Annotated in this window: 16 protein-coding genes and 1 riboswitch; of the genes, 9 read left to right on the top strand and 7 right to left on the bottom strand. The window is 70.1% G+C overall.

Features of this window, described 5'->3' with window-relative positions; translation table 11 throughout:
- Positions 1-52: 52 nt before the first annotated feature.
- Entirely contained in the window at positions 53-1,591 is a 1,539-nt protein-coding gene (locus ACQP2T_RS40105) for a hypothetical protein (protein WP_433510070.1), read from the top strand.
- Between the two features lie 282 nt (positions 1,592-1,873).
- Here ACQP2T_RS40105 and ACQP2T_RS40100 read toward each other — a convergent pair whose 3' ends face one another.
- Genes ACQP2T_RS40100 through ACQP2T_RS40090 form a run of 3 tightly spaced genes read right to left on the bottom strand, consistent with a single transcriptional unit; the run spans position 1,874 to position 4,307 of the window.
- Positions 1,874-3,535: a PH domain-containing protein gene (locus tag ACQP2T_RS40100; RefSeq protein WP_433510069.1), complete on the bottom strand. Its 1,662-nt coding sequence runs from the start codon at positions 3,533-3,535 to the stop codon at positions 1,874-1,876.
- Positions 3,532-4,023, bottom strand: a complete 492-nt coding sequence (locus ACQP2T_RS40095) for a PH domain-containing protein (protein ID WP_433519895.1) — start codon at positions 4,021-4,023, stop codon at positions 3,532-3,534. The genes ACQP2T_RS40100 and ACQP2T_RS40095 overlap by 4 nt, the downstream gene beginning before the upstream one ends.
- Positions 4,024-4,079: 56 nt before the next feature.
- Positions 4,080-4,307, bottom strand: a complete 228-nt coding sequence (locus tag ACQP2T_RS40090; protein WP_433510068.1) for a hypothetical protein — start codon at positions 4,305-4,307, stop codon at positions 4,080-4,082.
- 495 nt (positions 4,308-4,802) lie between these two features.
- Here ACQP2T_RS40090 and ACQP2T_RS40085 point away from each other — a divergent pair, with 495 nt between their 5' ends.
- Positions 4,803-6,002: a sensor histidine kinase gene (locus ACQP2T_RS40085; RefSeq protein WP_433510067.1), complete on the top strand. Its 1,200-nt coding sequence runs from the start codon at positions 4,803-4,805 to the stop codon at positions 6,000-6,002.
- Complete coding sequence (locus ACQP2T_RS40080; protein ID WP_433510066.1) at positions 5,999-6,661, top strand: response regulator; 663 nt, start codon at positions 5,999-6,001, stop codon at positions 6,659-6,661. Before ACQP2T_RS40085 ends, ACQP2T_RS40080 begins: the two co-directional genes overlap by 4 nt.
- Here the strand turns inward: ACQP2T_RS40080 and ACQP2T_RS40075 are convergent.
- Entirely contained in the window at positions 6,636-7,712 is a 1,077-nt protein-coding gene (locus tag ACQP2T_RS40075) for a phosphotransferase family protein (protein WP_433510065.1), read from the bottom strand. The genes ACQP2T_RS40080 and ACQP2T_RS40075 overlap by 26 nt on opposite strands.
- Positions 7,713-7,865: 153 nt before the next feature.
- Here ACQP2T_RS40075 and ACQP2T_RS40070 point away from each other — a divergent pair, with 153 nt between their 5' ends.
- The 6 genes from ACQP2T_RS40070 (at position 7,866) to ACQP2T_RS40045 (ending at position 15,784) form a co-directional block, all read left to right on the top strand.
- Positions 7,866-9,188 carry an NYN domain-containing protein gene (locus tag ACQP2T_RS40070; protein WP_433510064.1) on the top strand — a complete coding sequence of 441 codons (1,323 nt, stop codon included), beginning with the start codon at positions 7,866-7,868 and terminating at the stop codon, positions 9,186-9,188.
- Positions 9,189-9,272: 84 nt separating this feature from the next.
- Entirely contained in the window at positions 9,273-10,247 is a 975-nt protein-coding gene (locus ACQP2T_RS40065) for a C40 family peptidase (RefSeq protein ID WP_433510063.1), read from the top strand.
- 899 nt (positions 10,248-11,146) lie between these two features.
- A riboswitch (cyclic di-AMP (ydaO/yuaA leader) is annotated at positions 11,147-11,305 on the top strand.
- 187 nt (positions 11,306-11,492) lie between these two features.
- A complete protein-coding gene (locus ACQP2T_RS40060) occupies positions 11,493-11,894 on the top strand; it encodes a C40 family peptidase (protein ID WP_433510062.1) in 402 nt (133 codons plus the stop codon).
- A 256-nt stretch (positions 11,895-12,150) separates the two neighbouring features.
- A complete protein-coding gene (locus tag ACQP2T_RS40055) occupies positions 12,151-13,146 on the top strand; it encodes a hypothetical protein (RefSeq protein ID WP_433510061.1) in 996 nt (331 codons plus the stop codon).
- An 11-nt stretch (positions 13,147-13,157) separates the two neighbouring features.
- Positions 13,158-14,702: a M48 family metalloprotease gene (locus tag ACQP2T_RS40050; RefSeq protein ID WP_433510060.1), complete on the top strand. Its 1,545-nt coding sequence runs from the start codon at positions 13,158-13,160 to the stop codon at positions 14,700-14,702.
- A complete protein-coding gene (locus tag ACQP2T_RS40045) occupies positions 14,699-15,784 on the top strand; it encodes a glycosyltransferase family 4 protein (protein WP_433510059.1) in 1,086 nt (361 codons plus the stop codon). Before ACQP2T_RS40050 ends, ACQP2T_RS40045 begins: the two co-directional genes overlap by 4 nt.
- On the opposite strand, the gene ACQP2T_RS40040 is transcribed toward ACQP2T_RS40045, so the two are convergent.
- From ACQP2T_RS40040 to ACQP2T_RS40030, 3 genes are read right to left on the bottom strand one after another with little or no spacing between them, the layout of a single operon-like run.
- Entirely contained in the window at positions 15,781-16,698 is a 918-nt protein-coding gene (locus ACQP2T_RS40040) for a carbohydrate ABC transporter permease (RefSeq protein WP_433510058.1), read from the bottom strand. The genes ACQP2T_RS40045 and ACQP2T_RS40040 overlap by 4 nt on opposite strands.
- Positions 16,695-17,567: a carbohydrate ABC transporter permease gene (locus tag ACQP2T_RS40035; protein WP_433510057.1), complete on the bottom strand. Its 873-nt coding sequence runs from the start codon at positions 17,565-17,567 to the stop codon at positions 16,695-16,697. The genes ACQP2T_RS40040 and ACQP2T_RS40035 overlap by 4 nt, the downstream gene beginning before the upstream one ends.
- Positions 17,567-18,856, bottom strand: coding sequence for an ABC transporter substrate-binding protein (locus ACQP2T_RS40030; RefSeq protein WP_358538560.1), 1,290 nt, complete (start codon positions 18,854-18,856; stop codon positions 17,567-17,569). The genes ACQP2T_RS40035 and ACQP2T_RS40030 overlap by 1 nt, the downstream gene beginning before the upstream one ends.
- Positions 18,857-18,924: the final 68 nt, after the last annotated feature.

Raw genomic sequence — 18,924 nt, 5'->3', positions numbered from 1 at the left:
TGGTGTGACTAGCATGTTTCCCCGCAAGTCAGGGCAACCTCAGGAGTCCCTCGTGAATCCCGGTAGCGCGTTCGAGCCGCCGACCAACCCCTATCCGATCCAGGGCAGGCAGTTCGAGCAGCCGACCATGCCACCCGGACCGCCCGGATCGCCCTGGGGGCCGCCCCCGCCTCCGCCTCCTCCGCCGCCGCGCAGGCGGTCGTGGATCCTGCCCGTGGTGGCCGTCGCGGTGGTCGTGCTGGTCGGGGGCGGCGCGGGCGCGTACATCGTGTACGGGAAGGTCGCCCGCTCCACGCCCTCGACCGGCGCCAAGCCGGTCAAGTCGCCCGTCTCGGCGGCGGCGCCGGCGCTCGACGTGTGCTCGATGCTGCCCAAGAGCGAGACCGAACGCCTCGTGCCTCAGGCGACGGTGGCCAAGGGCTCCAACGACTCCGACTACACGCTCAGCTTCACCTGCAACTGGGTCAACCGCCGCATCTCGTTCGGCGAATACTGGCGCAGCCGGGAGATCGACGTCCGCGTCGAGCAGCACCGCGGCGACGGCGCCAAGACCGGCCGGACCATGGCCCAGAACTCCTACGACATCGACTACGGCGGCGGCAAGTACGCCGAGACGGCCAAGCCCACGCCGAAGAAGGGGGAGAAGGAGTACGTCTCCCCGGTCAAGGACGTGCCCGGCATCGGTGACGCCGCGTTCGCCCAATACACCTGGCGCCGTTCCGGCAAGCTGCTGTGGTACTCCTTCGGCGAGGCCCACGCCCGCGTCGACGACATGACGATCAAGGTCAAATACCAGGCCGACCAGCAGCGCAAGGACGCGCAGATCCTCAGCAACGCGACCACCCAGTCGGTCACCGAGGCCAACGGGATCCGCGAGGCCAGCACCGTACTCGGGCACATCGCCAAGGGCGTGGCGGCCTGGAAGGCGCAGCACCCCAACGTGCTGGCCCAGCCGGACAAGTCCGCCGTCACCAGCACGCCCAAGCCCGAGGGGACGCCCTCGCCGACCAACCTCACCGTCTTCCCGGCCGCCTGCCAGGCCATGACCGGACCGGTCACCAAGCTGGTCCCCACTCCCACGCCGCGCGCCCGTGGCACCGAGGTGGGCAACGACGCGCAGACCGAGTGCCGGTGGCTGAACCTGGATATCCCCGTGGGCGCCGACGTCAAGCGGATCCGCAGCGTGCTGATCACCACGCACCGCTTCACCAACCGCGCCGGCGTCGAGGACGTGCCGGCCGCGCGCGCCTACTACACGGGAGAGCGCGGCAGCCGCGGCGTCAACGCGGGCTCCACCATCGGCGGCATCTCGTGGAGCGCGCTCTCCGAGGTCAAGGGTCTGGGAGAGGCGGCCTTCAGCCAGTACATGCGGATCATGCACGGCGAGACGTTCGCCTCCACGGGCACGGTGCTGCTGCGACAGGGGGCGACGGTGATCGTGGTGGACTACTCGGGCGCCGAGCGGCCCAAGGACGAGCCCGTCAACTCGCCCAAGGTCAAGCTGATGCCCGACAAGGAAGCGCGCGACGGGGCGCTGTCCCTGGCCAAGACGTACCTGGCCGAACTGGCCAAGAAGCCGATCGGCAGCTGACCGGGCGGCGGGCGCCCCCGGCCTGGCCGGATGCTGGGCGTCCGGCCTGACTGGGTGCTTCAGGCCGTCCAGCGGCCGCTGTCGCGCATCGCGAGCTCGCTCACGGTCACAGGCATGACCGGCGTCGCGCCGGACCTCTGGGGGCCGCTCAGCTCCCCGCAGAGGCACGCGGCCACCCCCAGAGGCACCCGGCCGGAGCTTGACGGCGACGGTTACAGCTCTGCAAGTGCGCTGCAAGTGCGGCAAATAGCGTGGGACCGCAAAGCAAATGAGCCGCGTGATCTAGCTTGTCCAATACAGGGGCATGGGCAAGCCGGGGGAGATCCGCGGCTCGCTGCTTTTCCCGGCGAGGAAGGGCTCCAGCAGGCCGGGTACGGCGCGTGCCGCCAGGTCGAGCCCCTCACCCGTGCCGACGTCGACCACGTCGTAGTGCCCGTCTCCCGCCGCCGTCGTCGCCGTGAGCGTGAGCAGACCGGCGCGGCGCTGGAAGAACGACTGCTCGACCGTCCAGCCGACGATGCCGCTCCGGTCGAGCGCGACCGTACGCCGTGCGGCCGAGCCCTTCCTGGTGATCAGGTGGTGCGGGCCGAGCGCGTGGCCGAGTCCCCGGTAGGCGTCGGCGGCCAGCCACAGGCCGGTCGGGAGCCCGATGACCAGCACGGCCGCAGGCCAGATCCAGCCCGCTGGCCACGTCCAGAGGAGCGGCGGCACCCCGGCCAACGCGGCCGCCACCACGACGGCGACGACCGCGCGGACGAGGCGCCTGCGCCTGGCCGCCGCCGGATGCGCCACCAGCCCGGCCCGCCACGGGCTCACCGCGGGCGACGTCACGCCCAGCCCCGGGCTCACGGCGGGCGATGCGGCGGCCTGCCCCGGGTCCACCGCGGGCGGAGTCGTGGCAGGCCCCGGGTCCACCGGAGAGGCCACCGCTCCGGGCCGTCCCAGGCTCATGACGCGTTCCGCGATCTGTTCGGCCAGTGCGCGGGGGAGTGGCGGGGTGAGCGCGGCCACGTCCTCCGTCTCGTTCTCGGCCGCCTTGCGCAGCCCGGTGGCGACGGCCTTGACCCGCGCGCCGCCGCCCAGCCGCAGCAGCAGCGGCTCACTGAGCTCCACGCCGCGCAGCCGCCGCTCCTCCAGCGTCAGCGACCGGCTGGTCAGCAGCCCACGCCGCAGCCGCAGCCGCCCCGGCTCGCGCTCCAGCCGGTAGCGCCCCCACGACTCGGCGAACAGCAGCAGCGCACCCGCCACCCCGATCACCACGTTGGCCGCCACGAGCATCGGCACCGCCAGCCACGGCTGCCCCGTGACCCAGCCCCAGGCACCCGCCGCCGTCCCGGTGGTGAACAGGTTCACGCCGAACGCGTCGAGCAGCTTGTACAGCGCCCCCAGCACCAGCGCGCCGCCCGCGAACGACCACACCGACAGCGGCGCGTACCTGATCCAGGCCCACCGCAGCTCCGCCACCGCGCGGTCGTCCCCCAGCGGGACCTCGCCGGTCCGCAGCAGGGTACGGCGCAGCTCCTCGGCCTCCCACCTGGCCAGCGGGTCAAGGGTGAGCTCGGTCCCCTCGCCCGCGTGCTCACCGGTGCCGACCTTGACGACGGTCAGCCCGAACACCCGCCGTACCGGATCCGCCGTGAGGTCGACGCTGCGCACGCGGTCGCGCGGGATCGAGCGGTGCTGCCGTACGGCGATGCCCGAGCGCAGCTCCAGGCGCTCCGTGGTGAGCCGCCACCGGGTCGAGCGGAGCCGCGCCCCGTCGTAGGCCAGAACCCCGGCCACGATCAGCACGGCCGCGCCCGCGCCCGCCGCGACCGTGGCGCCGAGTGACCAGTCGCGCCCGATCAGGGTGCGCACCAGGACGGTCACCGCGGGCACCACGATCGCCAGCGACAGCACCGCCGACGCGCCCAGGCTCCGTGAGGAGAGCTTCCGCCAGCTCACGTCGCGTCTCCCGGTGTCGCCTGGGTGATCGCGGTGAGTCGCTGTGCCAGCTCGGCGGCCAGCTCGTGGTCCAGCGCCTCGATCTTGATCGCGCCCGCCGCCGACCCCGTGGTCACCGTGACGTCCGCCAGCCTGAACAGCCGCTGCACCGGCCCCCGCGCGGTGTCGACCGTCTGGATGCGCGACATAGGCGCGACCCGCCAGGTGTGGGTCAGCCAGCCCTTGCGCGTGTAGACGGCCTCGCCGGTGACCTCCCAGCGCTCCACCCGGTAGTACGCGCGTGGCGCGGCCACCGCCAGCAGCAGGCAGCCCGCCGCGAAGACGGCCGTCACGATCCCCAGCCAGCCGGACCGGTCGGTGAACAGCCAGTAGGCCGCCACCGCGGCGGCGGCCACCGGCACGGCCAGGATCATCGCCTGGACCGTCCACCAGGAGATGGCCCGTCTGTCGGCCTGGTTGCGCGGCGGACGCAGCGTCGTCGTACTCACGTCCGGCTCGCCTGGTCGCGTCGTGCTCACGTCCGGCTCGCCTGGTCGCGTCGTGCTCACGTCCGGCTCGCCGGCTTGCCCATGGACGCCGAGGCCGAGAGCAGCACCAGCCCGAGCACGCCGATCACGATGGCGGCGAAGATCTCGCGGCCGTGGAGGAACGGCAGGATGTTGACCAGCAGCAGGTCGTGGGCCCACCGCCACCAGCCCAGCAGGGTGTTGACCACGCCGCCGACGCCCTGCGCCACCAGCAGCCAGCCCAACACGTCCAATATCACCTTCATGCCATCCAGCCTTCCGCGCCCGCGATGCCCGCCGCGTCGGCCGTAGGTCTCGGCGACCATCGACTTTGGTCGCTGTTCTTGGGCCCGGGCAGGGTATGAACTGTCGTCACTCGCTATGCGAGCCGGTGGTTTCAGTCAGAACTGTTGTTGGATTTCTCTGGCTTGATCGGTTGCGACGGTTGGTAATCGTGAGGTAATTTTCTGTCACAGCCGGGTGCCTGACTGAGCGCTCGGTCCCCGCCCCCGTTGGTGTCCGCATCAACGGGAAAGCGTCCGGCGGGGCGGTGGCCCAAGAGGCGCGCTCCCTCCAGGAGTGCGCAGTCAGGCCCCGACAACGCGGCTCTCCAACCACGGTCCGCCCGGCTCGCCGGACGGACGCGGCTTCGGCTTCCACCGGATCACTGCCCGGCCTCGGCCAGGTGCGACGAGGCTACGCCGATGTTCGTTTTGCTTAGGTAAACACAGGGAATCGAAGACGCTCTAACCTCGTGGAACGTGACGGAATACAGGTGGCTGCTGCCCTCAGTCCTGCTGGGGGACGGCGACGAGCGGCGTCCGGTGCGCCGCTCGACCCGCGACTGGATCGTCGACGTCCTGATGTTCCTGGTCGCCTGCGGGCTGGCCCTGCTGAGCATCCCGGACCTGGAGGGGCAGCCGACGCCCGTGGTGGCGATCGAGCAGGTGGTCGGCGCGCTGGCGTGCGCGGCGGTGTGGCTGCGCCGCAGGTGGCCGGTCGGGCTGGCGCTGGTGACCAATGTGCTGTCGATCTATCTGTCGCTGGTGGGCGGGGCCGCGGTCGTCGCCATGTTCACCGTGGCGGTGCACCGGCCGTTCAAGATCTCCGGCCCGCTCGTACTGCTCGGGCTCGTGACGCTGATCCCGTTCTCCATCCTCAGGCCCGACGCGGAGCTGGGCGTGCTGGGACCGGCGATCATCGGGGCGGCCATCGGGCTGACGGTGTTCGCCTGGGGCATCGTGGTCCGGGCCAGGCGGCAGCTCGTCTGGTCGCTCACGCAGCGCGCCGACATCGCGGCGGAGGAGGCCAAGCGGCTCGAACGCGAGCGGATCGCCAGGGAGATGCACGACGTGCTCGCGCACCGCATCTCCATGCTCAGCCTGCACGCGGGAGCGCTGGAGTTCCGGCCGGACGCGCCCGCCGAGGAGATCGCCAGGGCCGCCGGGGCGATCAGGAGCAGCGCCCACCACGCGCTGCAGGACCTGCGCGATGTGATCGGCGTGCTGCGCCACTCGGCGCCTCCGGCCGGCGACCCCGTCCCCGACCGCCCGCAGCCCACGCTGGCCGACCTGCACCCGCTGATCGAGGAGTGCCATGAGGCGGGCATGGAGGTGGACTTCGCCCTCGACGCCGGTGATGACGCGCCGGAGGGGCTGGGCCGCAACGTGTACCGCATCGTTCAGGAGGCGCTCACGAACGCGCGCAAGCACGCGAGCGGCGCTCCCGTGACGGTCACCGTCGCCGGCGGTCCGGGCACGGGTCTGACGGCGGAGGTCCGCAATCCGCTCCGGGTACGGCAGATCACCCGCATCCCCGGAGCGGGAGCGGGGCTCATCGGCCTGACCGAGCGGGCCCAGCTTGCGGGCGGCCGGCTCGAACACGGCGCGACCCGCGAAGGCGACTTCCTGGTGCGCGCCTGGTTACCTTGGCCGGTGGAGACTTCCCTGGAGGACGCATGACCGCGCCGATCCGCGTGCTGATCGTCGACGACGACGCCCTGGTGCGCGCCGGACTGTCGATGATCCTGGGCGGGACGGGCGACATCGAGATCGTGGCCGAGGCGGGCGACGGCTCCGAGGTGCCGCCGCTGATCGCCGCGCACCGGCCCGACGTGGTGCTGATGGACATCCGGATGCCCGACGTCGACGGGCTCACCGCGACGGAGGCGCTGCGCGCGGCCGCGTCGCCGCCCGAGGTGGTGGTGCTGACCACCTTCCATGCCGACGCCCAGGTGGTGCGGGCGCTGCGCGCGGGGGCGGCGGGGTTCCTGCTGAAGGACATCCCGCCGCGCGAGCTGGTCGAGGCGATCCGGAAGGTGGCGGCCGGCGAGCCGATCCTGTCGCCCGCGGTGACCCGCCAGCTCATCACGCACGTCTCCGAGGACGGCGGCGGCGCGGGCCGGCGTACGGACAGGGCCCGTGACCTGCTGGCCAAGCTCAGCGAGCGCGAGCGCGACGTGGCGCTGGCCGTCGGCCAGGGGAAGTCGAACGCCGCCATCGGCCGCGAGCTCTACATGAGCGTGGCCACGGTCAAGGCGCACGTCTCGCGGATCCTCACCAAGTTGGACCTCAACAACCGGGTGCAGATCGCGCTCACGGTGTACGACGCCAGCCTTTGAGCATCCGCTCGATCGTGGCCCGGTGCAGCACCAGGTCGTCGGGGTCGTCCGGCATGGGCTGCTCGCCGAAGTAGATCCGGCGCTGCCACACCCTGGCCATGATGGCCCCGTGCCGCAGCGCCGCGTACATCTCGTAGAACTCCATGTCCCGCACCTGATAACCCGTCAGCTCCCGATATTTCCCGCAAACGTCGTCGCGTCGCATGAAGTCGGGAATTCCGGGCATGCCGATGGCCTCCGTAATGTCCTGGAAGAAACGGTGCAGGAAGATCATCCACGCCAGATCGAGCTCGCGCGGCCCCACCGCGGCCATCTCCCAGTCGAACACCGCCACCGGCCTGAAGTCGCGATACATCACGTTCCCGATGCGGGCGTCGCCCCAGCAGAGCACGTCGGGTCCAGGGTCGCGCGGCCAGTGCGCCTCCAGCCAGTCGAAGCCCCGCTCCAGCAGCGGGATCCGCATCCCGCCGTGCGCCCACTCGTAATAGGCGCGCTGCCCGTCCACGTGGCGGCGCAGCCCGCCCTCCGGGAGTACGGCCAGGTCCCGCTCGGTGAACGGCGCGTCGTGCAGCGCGGCCACGATCGCCACCGTCGCGTCCTGCAGCCGGCGCCGATCACGCGGCGCCGCGTCGAGCATCCAGCCCTCGAACGTGTACGGCAGCACGTCGGGCGGTACGTCACCATCCTCCCGTTCCATGATGAAAAAGGGCGTGCCCAGCGGACCAGGGTCGGGCTCGAACCAGAGGGCCCTGGGCGCTGGAATTCCAGCTTTCTCCCTGGCCGAGCGCATGATCTCGAACTGGGCCCGCAGATCGTAGAAGGGGAAGACGGGCACCGCTTCCTGGGCGGGCGCCATCCTGGCCACGCATCGGACGCGCTCTCCGGGCCAGGACGCGGTGAAGAAGAGCGTTTCGCTGGACATGCCGTTTTCCATCGGCCTCGACAGCTCGGACACCGTCACCGGCCGGTCAACTCGCCCGCTGAGCCAGATTCCCAGCCGATCGTGCAGTTCCTCCAGGTCACGGGTGGAGGTGCGCATCTCGTCCGTCACGGTGGGCCTCCTGGATGAACACCGGGTGAACGCGGGTCCCGGCCCAGTCGTATACCCCTAGCAAGCGCTTGTCCATATCCGACCTGCCGTTACGGACAGGTACACGACAGCCGTACCCTTGTCTGAAAGGGCATGTCACGAAGGGACCCTGGGATGAGTTCAGCGGGTGAAGGTCTGTCTCGCCCGCTTCCCGAGCAGGTGAGACTCAACGTCGTCGATCTGGCGGCGCAGGTCCTCGGGTCCATGCCCGCTGCCACGGTTCCGCCGCCGCTGCGCGGCATCGCCAAGTTCGACCCGCGCAAGCGCGCCAAACTGGGCAGCGCGCCCATCGCCGCCCAGCTGGAGAACGACAAAGAGTTCCGCGAGGTGGTCGCCGAGTCGGTGGCCGCCGGATGGCCCGAGCTCGTCGCCTCGCTGGTCGAGGGCAACGTGCCACCCGCCGCCGACCCCGTGCTGGTGGCCGCCGCGGCCTATCTGACGCGGCCGGTCGGCTGGGCGGACATGGTCGAGGCCGCCCGGGTCGATCTCGAGCAGTCGGCGGTCGCGGCCGAGGGGACCGAGCGCGAGGAGGTGGTGACCCGGCTGCGCGAGCAGCTCGCCGCCCAGAAGAGCGCCGCCAAGGACGAGTCCGACCGGCTGCGCGAGCAGCTCAGGGCGGCCCGCGCCGAGAACTCCGACCTGCGCCGCAAGCTCCACGAGGCCCGCGAGCGGAGCAAGGCGGCCGTGCGCCGCGCCGAGGAGATGGAGCACGCGGCCGACGACGCCAAGTCCGCCGCCACGGCCGCGGGCAGCGCGGGCGAGTCCGAGCTGCGCCGGCTCCGCGAGCGGCTGGCCGACGTGGAGAAACAGCTCGAGGCCTCGCGCCGGGCCGCGCGTGAGGGCAGGAGCATCGAGGACGCCCGCGTCAGGGTGCTGCTCGACGCGCTCCAGGACGCCTCCGCCGGGCTGCGCAGGGAGCTGGCCCTGCCCACCATGATCAGCAGGCCCGCCGACTCGGTGGCCGCGCTCACGGGCGAGCGCCCCGGCGTCAGGGGCGTGCCCGCCCGCGCGCTGGCCGACGACGACCCGCAGCTGCTCGACCAGCTGCTCGCGCTGCCGCAGGTGCACCTGATCATCGACGGCTACAACGTGACCAAGACCGGCTACGGCACGCTGACCCTGGCCGACCAGCGCAACCGGCTGATGACCGGCCTCGGCGGGCTGGTCGCGCAGACCAGGGTCGAGGTGACCGTGGTCTTCGACGGCGCCGAGCTCAACGCGCCCGTCCAGGTGGTGGCGCCGCGCGGCGTGCGGGTGCTCTTCAGCGCGCCCGGCGAGATCGCCGACGACCTGATCCGCCAGCTCGTCCGCGCCGAGCCGCCCGGCCGGGCCATGGCGGTGGTCTCCTCCGACCGTGAGGTGGCCGAGTCCGTCCGGCGCATGGGAGCCAGACCGGTTCCGTCGGCTCTGCTGCTGCGCAGGCTGGGCCGCGCGTAGATTACGAATCGGTTGTGGGGGTGAAAGCACACCCGCCACTTCTGTACCATTTCGCCCCAGATATATTCCCCTGGAGGCGACACTGTGAGGTTTGGCCGGGCGCCACTGGCCGCGGGACTCGCGATCGGGCTGCTGCTTTTCCCCACAAGCGAGGCACTGGCCGCGCCGAAGCCCACGATCAAACAGGCGAAAGCCAAGCTTAAAAAGCTGAACGATCAGGCCGACAAGGTCGTCGACCGCTACAACACGGCGACCGAGAAGTACAAGGCGGCCCAAGGCGAGTACGGCAAACTGAACGCCAGCTACAAGCGCAAGCTTGAAACGGTTGCCACACTGCGCGCCCAGGTCATCGACATGGCCGTCGACACCTACACGCGTGGCCCCGACGCCACCTCCTGGCCCACGATGATCGGCCAGCCGGATCCCACGGGCCTGCTGGGCAGCATGGCGCTCGCGGGGGAGCTGTCGTCGGAGAAGGTGGCGCGGCTGGCGGCCTTCGACCGCGAGAACCGCGGGCTCAAGGACGAACGCGACAAGGCCGAGGCGGCGCTGCAGGCGGCCGACAAGGAGCGCGACGGGGTCGAGAAGGAGCGCTCGGAGGTCCGCAAGCTGATCGTGAAGCAGAAGAAGCTGCTGGAGAAGCTCGGCGCCTACAAGACCGGTGACCCCAACAGCACCGGCATCAAGTACACGGGCTCGGCCTCCGGCAACGCGGCGGCGGTGCTCAGGTTCGCTTACGCGCAGGTGGGCAAGCCGTACGTGTTCGGCGGCACGGGACCGGGCGGCTGGGACTGCTCGGGCCTCACGCAGGCGTCGTGGCGCGCTGGGGGCGTGTCGCTGCCCCGCACCACGTGGCAGCAGTGGGCCTGGGGATCGGCCCGCAAGGTGGATCTGAAGGACCTGCAGCCCGGCGACCTGATCTTCAGCTCAGGGCTTGGGCATGTCAGCATTTATGCGGGCAACGGGCAGATCGTGCACGCCCCCCAGACCGGCGACGTGGTCAAGGTGGTCACGCTGTCCTCCTATGGCGGCACGCTGGTCGGAGCAATCCGTCCGTAGCTTCTTCTGGATGAAGAGCCACTGATTTTCTTTACGGCAAGCACGGTGAGCCCCACCCGCCGTGCGTGGCTTGGCTCTGTCCAGGGGAACGCTCCTCCGGTGGAGCGCGCTGGGCGCCGTTACGTGCGCCCTCTTGACCCGGTCCGTGGTTTCAGGTGGCCATGGACCGGATGGTCCGCTGATGGACGCTTGGCGGTCCATGTGGACTCACCCGCTTGCTGGCCAACGGACCTCTGCCGGGTGGCGAACGGACCTCGGCCGGTGGTCAACGGATCCCGGCCGGGGGGTCCATGGGCCCCGGTCGGCTGGTTGACGACCCGTCTGGTGGTCAACGAACTCGGCCCGGTGGTCAGCGGGCTTTGACCGGCTGTTCGGCGGGCTCCGGTCGCTTGTTCGGCGGAATCCGACCGGCTGTTCAACTGACCCCGATTCGCTGGTCACCGGACCTCGGCGCGCAGGCCGATGCCGCTGGCCGGGTCGGCTGAGCGCTGCTCGAACGCCTTCAGCGGGTGACGACAATCACTGATCTCGGCCCGGCGGCGACCTTCGCGACGCCCACATCCGCGCGGTCGCGACACGATCACGGGCCCTGCGGCGTGTTGTTAGCGGGACCAGTGTGACAAGAGTGACAAAAGGGACCTGACAGATCACAGTGTCGTCAAGTGTGAGAAGGGTCACATTTGAATAACATAACCCGGCGCTCCAGCTGCGGTTGGGGACTTTACTGACACCTCTGAGTGATCCTGACAGCCCCATGACGGCTTTGCCAGCTCGTTACTCAAGGGCGTAGCTTCTGGCGTCGCGGCGAACAAGCCATGGCGTCGCGACTCTCCATCGGGTCCCCGATGTGGACAAATAAGAAATCCGTTAGGTCACCGCCTTTCCATATGTCATTACGTGGCGGTGGCCTGCCGAGTCCGTGCAGCCAGGAGGCACGGAGCCGGGGACCCAGCGATCCCGCTCCCGGGATCAGGGGTGAATCGGCGCGTATTGCGCCGTAGGGCGACTTCCAGGCCCGAATCCGTCAGCTAACCCGGTAGGCGTTCGTGGAAGTCCCAAGGAGAAATCCTGTCTACCTCCCCCAGTAACCCCCGTCTGTCCCGCATTGCCCTGAGTGGCGCAGCGCTCACGATGACCGTGACGGCCGGAGGTTTGGTCCTCCCTGCCCCGACGGCGCAGGCGGCGACAACGCGTGATGCGGCCGAAGTTTCCGGGACTAATACGGCGGCGAAAGCCGTCAGGTCCGTGAAGAAGGTCGCGCAGCAGACAGCGGTCGCTCGGCAAAAGGTGAAGGCCCGTACGGCCGTAGCCGTGGCCAAGGACCAGATCGGTGACCCGTACAGTTACGGGGCCACAGGACCTGGTTCCTTCGACTGCTCCGGTCTCGTCCAGTACGCCTGGAAGAAGGCCGGCGTCAAGATCCCGCGCGTGACGAACAGCCAGTTCGCTCGCATCAAGAAGAAGGTCTCCTGGAAGAATCTGAAGCCAGGTGACCTGATGTTCTTCCATGGGCTCGGCCATGTGGGCATGTATGTCGGCAACGGCAAGATGGTCCATTCGCCGAGGACGGGTTCGACGGTGCGCGTCGAGAAGCTCAGCGGATGGCGCAAGTCGTCGTTCGTGGGCGCGGTGCGTCCCGGCCTGTAAGTCCGGCCTGCAAGACCGTCACGAAGGTCCCGTCCCAACTGGGACGGGACCTTCGCGTGTCCCGGGCCTTTCCGCGACGACGAGCCGATGCTTTCTGCGACGAGGAGCCGGGTCTGCCGCGACGACGAGCTGACGCTTTCTGCGACGAGGAGCCAGGTCTCTCCCGCGACGACCTTCCCGGCCTTTCCGGGACGAGGAGCGCCGGGTCTCTCCGCGACGGCCGGTCCGCGGCGCGGGGCGACTACGATCGGGGAACGTGTCCGTGCAGGTGAGCCGCCGAGTCTTGGGGGTGGGGGTGCTGCTCCTGGCCCTCGCCTCGGCCAGCGCCGCCCCGGACCGGTCTCCGGGGACGGACGGCCTCTCGGCAGCGGTTCGTGACCTGCCGTCCGGTGGGCCCGATCAGTCTGCGACGGTTCGCGGCCTGCCATCGGGCAGCCCTGATCAGTCCGCGACGGATCGCGATCTTCCCTCCGGCAGCCCCGATCAGTCCGCGACCGTCCACAACCCGGCGGCCGGTGATCGCGAGCTTCCGGCGGAGGCGCGGGGACTCTGGGGGAACGGCTCCGAGGTCGTACGAGGTGTGCGTTCGGTTGTCGTCGGCCGGCATGCGGCGCCAGAGTCGCTTCGGGATCTGGCGCGCCGGGCCGATGCCGCCGGGTCGCGGGTCTCCGCCGTGCTCGGCCGCCCCGTACAACCCGTGCTGCTCGTGCCCGGCTCGGCGGCCGAGGCTGCTCGGGTGGCCGGGGTGGGGAGTGTCGACGGGCTGGCGGCGGTGGCCGATGGCGGGAGAGTGGTCGTGGTGCCCGAGAATTTCGCCCGGCTGACCCCCACCGGCCGGGACGTCGTGCTCGCGCACGAGCTCACTCACGTCGCGGCCGGGACGAAGCGGTTGCCGGTGTGGCTCTATGAGGGGTTCGCCGACTACGTGGGCTACCGGGACGCGGGGTTGCCGGTCCGGGTGGCCGCCGCCGAGTTGGCCGCCGAGGTGCGGGCCGGGCACTTGCCGGGCGAATTGCCAGGGCCTGCGGCATTCGCACCGTCCAGCCGGGAGCCCGCACGCCTGGCACGGGCGTACCAGGAGGCGTGGCTGGCGTGTCGCTTCATCGCCGAGCGGTTCGGTGAGGGGACTCTGGTGAGGCTCTACCGTGATGCCCAGACGGGTGGCATCGACCGGGGGCTCACCAGACTCGGGCTCTCGGCAGGGACGCTGACGGCACGGTGGCGCGACTACGTGCGGGACCAGCTTGCGTAAGGGGAACGCGGATGGACGATCTGCAGGGCACCGACGACATGCCGCCTGACGACGACGCATCAAGCGAGCCCGCCACCTCAGGCGAGGGCGCCGCGCCAGGGGACCGTGCCACCTCAGGCGAGGGCACCGCGCCAGGGGACCGTGCCACCTCAGGCGAGGGCACCGCGCCAGGGGACCGTGCCACCTCAGGCGAGGGCACCGCGCCAGGGGACCGTGCCACCTCAGGCGAGGGCACCGCGCCAGAGGACCGTGCCGCGCCAAGTGACCGCGCCGTGTCCAGCGGCTGGGTCGCGGACGGCGGGAACGCCGGGTTCGGCCGGGCCGGTGCCGGTTGGGCGCTGGTCGTGCTCGGTGTGGTGATCCTGGCCGTGGTGGCGGTCACGACGCCCTGGCGGGTGATGCCCTCGGGCACCCCCACGGTGACGCCGGACCCGGCGCGCGACTTCAGTGCCGCCGAGATCGCCAGGGCCGCCGCCTTCGACGCGGCCACGAGCCTGCCCGGCTACCTGTCCCTCGGGCTGACCGTGCTGTTCGCGGGGCTGCTCGTGCTCACGCCGTTCGGCGCCAAGGCTGTGGGCTGGCTGCGGGGGCCGTGGTGGGTGCGGGTCGTGCTCGGGGTGGTGGTGCTGACCGTGATCGTCGAGGCGATCAGGTGGCCCCTGGGCATCTGGTACGAGGTGCAGTTGCGCGACTACGGCCTGTCCACGCAGGACTGGGCCGGCTGGACCGGCGACCGGCTGAAGAGCCTGGCCGTGAACGTGGTGCTGCTGTCCATCATGGTGCTGGTCGTGGTGGCGCTGGCCAGGTGGTTGCGGCGCTGGTGGATCCCGGCCGCCGTGGGCGCGTTCGCGTTCACCTTGGTGGCCTCGTTCGTGTATCCGGTCGTGTTCGAGCCGCTGTTCAACGACTTCCGCCCGATGCCGGGGGGCGCGCTCAGGGCGAACCTGATGATGCTGGCCGAGCGCGCCCATGTCCCGGTCGAGGACGTGCTGATCGCCGACGCCTCCCGCCGGACGAACGCGCTCAACGCCTATGTCTCCGGTTTCGGCGCCACGCGCCGGATCGTCGTGTACGACACGCTGCTCAGGGCCCCGCAGTCCGAGGTCGAGCTGGTCGTGGCGCACGAGCTGGGCCACGCCAAGTACGGGGATGTGCTGGTCGGCACGCTGGTGGGCGGGCTGGGCGCCGCGTTCGGCACGATCCTGCTGTTCCTGCTCCTGGGCATGCTGCGGCGTCGCACGGGCATCGCCTCGGCGGCCGATCCACGGGCGGTGGGAGTGATCATGGGCTTGATGAGCCTGGTCACGGTCGTCTCGGGGCCGGCCCAGAACGTGATCAGCCGCCACATCGAGGCCCGCGCCGATCTCCACGCCCTGAACCTCACGAAGGACCCGGCCACCTTCCTCTCGATGCAGAAACGCCTGGCAATCACCAATATTTCCGACTTGTCGCCAGACCCAGTGGAATATGTGCTCTATGCGTCACACCCCTCCGCCGCCGAACGCCTCGCCATGGCCCGGGAGTGGGCCGCGCTGAACGGCCAGCAGCAGCCGTGACCGGTGTGCTCATCGTCACGAACGACTTCCCGCCCCGGCCCGGCGGCATCCAGTCGTTCGTGCACGGGCTGGCCCTGCGCACTCCCGGCGTGGCCGTCTACGCTCCTGCCTGGCAGGGGTGCGCGGACTTCGACCGCCGCCAGCCGTACCGGATCGTCCGGCACCCCACCTCGCTCATGCTGCCGACCCCGTCGGTCGCCCGCCGGGCGGCCGGCCTGCTGGCCGAGCAGCGGGCGGACACCGTGGTGTTCGGCTCGGCGGCCCCGCTGGGCCTGCTCGCGCCGGGGTTACGGGCGGCCGGCGCGCGGCGCGTGGTGATGCTCACCCACGGCCACGAGGCGTCGTGGGCGAGCGCGCCGCTGTTCCGCGGGGCGCTGCGCAGGATCGGCGCGCACGCCGACGTGGTGACCTACCTTGGCGAGTACACGCGTGCCCGGCTGGCCGCGGCGATCTCACCGGCCAAGCTGGTACGGCTGGCGCCGGGCGTGGACACCGGCCAGTTCCACCCGGACGCGGCCAAGGCCGAGCTCGGGCTGGCCGGGCGGCCGGTGGTGATCTGCGTGTCGAGGCTGGTGCCGCGCAAGGGCCAGGACCAGCTCATCAGGGCCTGGCCCCGGGTGTTGCGCGCGGTGCCGGAGTCGGTGTTGCTGTTCGTGGGCGGCGGGCCGTACCGCGGGCGGCTGGAGAAGCTGGCGCGGGGGCACGAGTCCATTCGCTTCACCGGCACGGTCCCGGCGGGCAGCCTGGCCGGCTACTACGCCGCCGCCGACGTGTTCGCGATGCCGTGCCGTACCCGGCTGGGCGGCGTCGACGTCGAGGGGCTGGGGATCGTGTTCCTGGAGGCGTCGGCGACCGGCCTGCCGGTCATCGCGGGCGCGTCCGGCGGCGCCCCCGACGCCGTACGGCACGGCGAGACCGGCCTCGTCGTCGACGGCACCGACGTGGCGGAGGTCGCCGCGGCCCTCATCGAGCTGCTCGGCGACCCCGAACGGGCCCGGAAGATGGGTGCCCGGGGCCGTGACTGGATCGCCGGCGAGTGGACCTGGGACCTGGTCGCCGCCCGCTTCCACGCGCTCCTTTAGCCCTTGGTGGCCCCCAGGGTGAGTCCGGCGACGAACTGCTTGTGCAGCATCTGGAAGACGATCAGCGTCGGCAGCGCGACCAGTAGCGAGCCGGCCGCCAGCAGGTTGTAGTCGGTGAAGAACTGGCCGCGCAGATTGTTCAGGGCCGAGGTGACGGGCAGCTTGTCGCCCGACGACATCAGCACCAGAGCCCACAGGAAGTCGTTGTACATGAAGGTGAACTCCAGCGTGGCCAGCGCCGCCAGCACCGGGCGGCACAGCGGCAGCGTGAGCTGCCAGTAGCGGCGCCACACGCTCGCTCCGTCGACCAGCGCCGCCTCGGTGATCTCCTCCGGGATCGTGCGCATGAAGTTCGACATGACGAACACGCAGAAGCCGAACTGGAACGCCACGTGCACCAGGATCAGCCCGAGGTAGGAGTCGTACAGGGACTGCGAGTCCGACAGCCACGCGGGCAGCGGCACGAGCGTGTAGAGGGTGTAGAGCGGAGTGATGAGCACCTGCGGCGGCAGCAGGTTGCCCGCCGTGAACGTGATCAGCAGCGCCTTGCGCCCCGGAATGCGCAGCCGCGCGATGGCGAAAGCGGTGAACGAGGCCATGAACAGCGTGATCAGCACGCCCGGGATCACGATGATCAGCGTGTTGAGGTAGTAGCGGGGCAGGTCGGCCTGGCTCCACGCCTGCCCGTAGTAGTCCAGCGTCAGGTGCTCGGGCAGCGAGAAGTACCCCAGCCGCGCGGTCTCGTCGTACGGGCGCAGCGAGGCGTAGAGCGCCAGCGCGAGCGGCAGGACCCAGCCCAGCGCCACGAGGCCGAGGAAGACGTGCAGCAGGATCCGCAGCGGACGCGCCCGGCGGCGCACCGGCTCCCGGCGATCCTGGACCGGGGGCGTGGTGATGGGCGCGGTGAGCGTCATCGTTCCTCCCTGAACAGCTGTGACAGGTAGGTGACGATGAACCCGAGCGTGATCACCAGCAGGATCACCGCGATGGCCGAGCCGAACCCGATGCGGCTCGCCTCGCCCACGATGTTCTCGGTGACCAGCACCGACAGCAGCTCCAGCCCGTTCCTGCCCTTGTTGATGGCGTAGACGATGTCGAAGGCGCGCAGCGCCTCGATGACCGTGATCACCAGCACGATCACGTTGACCGGGCGCAGCGTGGGGAACACCACCCGGAAGAACGCCTGCGCCTCGTTGGCCCCGTCGATCGCGGCCGCCTCCTTGAGCGCGGGATCGACCGCCTTCAGCCCGGCCAGATAGATGATCATCACGTACCCGACGTGCCGCCAGCCGGCCGCCACCATGACCACCCAGATGTTGATCGACCGGTCGCCCAGCCAGTCCACGGTCAGCCCGGTCACCGCGTTCAGCACGCCGTAGTCGGAGGAGTAGACGAGCTGCGCGATGAACCCCACGACGGCCAGCGACAGCACGACCGGCGTGTACAGCGCGCTCTGGTACACCCGCGACAGCCGCAGCCGCCGGTCCAGCAGCACCGCGCAGAACAACCCGAACGGCGTCGCGACCAGGCCGAGGAAGCCCAGCCAGAGCACGTTGTTGCGGATGGCCGACCAGAACGGCGGATAGTCGTTGACCAGGTCGGCGTAGTTGCGGCCGCCCACCCACTCCATCGGCTTGATGCCGTTCCAGTCGGTGCCCGACAGCCCGATGGAGGCCAGCGTGGGCCCCCAGATGAGGCCCACGTTGACGATGATGGCCACCCCCAGCCCGATGACCAGGATGGTCACGTCGCGGGCGGAGTAGCGACGGGTCTTGGCGGCCATCAGCGGAAGATGTTGGTCTTCTGCTTCTCGATGCTCGCCAGCAAGGAGTCGATCTCGTTCGGCTTGCCGACGAACGACTGCAGCGACGGGATCATCACGGTCGAGGCGAAGTCGGGCCGGGTGTCACGGTCGAGGAACTGGGCCAGGTGCGTCGCCTTGGACACCAGCTCGGCGCCGCGCTTCTGCAGGGTGCTGTAACCGCTGGTGTCGGCCTTGGAGCTGGCGGCCAGGGTACCCGGGTCCAGCTTGGTGGCGATGTTCTGCGAGCTGCCCTGGGCCAGGTGCTTGAGCACGGCCTTGGCGCCGTCGACGTTCTTGGCCTTGCCCGAGATCATGTAGCCGTCGATCGGCGCGTCGATGGAGTCGGTGCCGTAGGTCGGATTGATCTCGGGGAAGGTGAAGAAGTCGATGTCGTCGCGCTCGTTCTCCGGGAACTGCTGGGCGACGAACATGCCGAGCAGGTACATGCCCGTCTTCTTCTGCTGCAGCGCCTGCCCGGCCTCCTGCCAGGTACGGCCCAGCGCGGCGGGCTGGTGATACTCCATCAGCCCGCGCCAGGTGTCGAAGACCTGCTTGACCCTGGGGTCGGTCCACGACTCCTTGCCGCCCATGAGCGAGATGTGGAAGTCGTAGCCGTTCGTCCGCATGTTGATGATGTCGAACGTGCCCATCGCGGGCCAGCCGTCCTTGTCGGCGAACCCGATCGGGATCAGCCCGTCGGCCTTCATCTTCTTGGCCAGCGCGGTGAACTCGTCCAGCGTCTTGGGCGGCTCGTAGCCCTTCTCCTGCCACACGCTCTTGCGATAGAAGACGGCCCACGGGTAGTACGTGAACGGCACGAAGTACTGCTTGCCGTCGGTGCCCGTCGAGGCGGCCTTGAAGGCGGGTGTGTAGTCGCTCCCGATCTCCTGCCACACGTCCGAGATGTCCGTCGCGAGTCCCTGCTCGGCGAAGAACTGCATGCGATATCCGGCGAACCAGGTGAAGACATCGTCCGGCGTGCCTTTGAGGTAGCGGTTGATGTTCTCCTGGAACGTGTTGTGGTCCACCGTATTGATCTTCACCTGGGCCTGGGTGAAGCCCTTTAACACGGTTTCGAGGGATTTCTTGGGGATTTCGTCCGAAGCGTTGGAACCGAACGTGACCGTGCCCAGGTTTCCGGACGACTTACCACCCGGCGGCGCGGCGGGCTGGCTGGAGCCGCAGCCGGCCAGAACGGCCGGGACGCCGAAGGTGGCGGCCGCGCCGAGCAGCAGGTTGCGACGGGAGATCGGCAGACGTTGGACCATGGTGGTTCCTCCTTGCCAGGACCCTCACATTCCCCCGAATTCGCTCGATTTCCTTCAGAGAAGAGCAC

The sequence above is a fragment of the Nonomuraea sp. CA-143628 genome, from assembly GCF_050942315.1.
Taxonomy (GTDB): Bacteria; Actinomycetota; Actinomycetes; order Streptosporangiales; family Streptosporangiaceae; genus Nonomuraea.
This window is presented reverse-complemented; position numbering and strand designations above follow the sequence as displayed.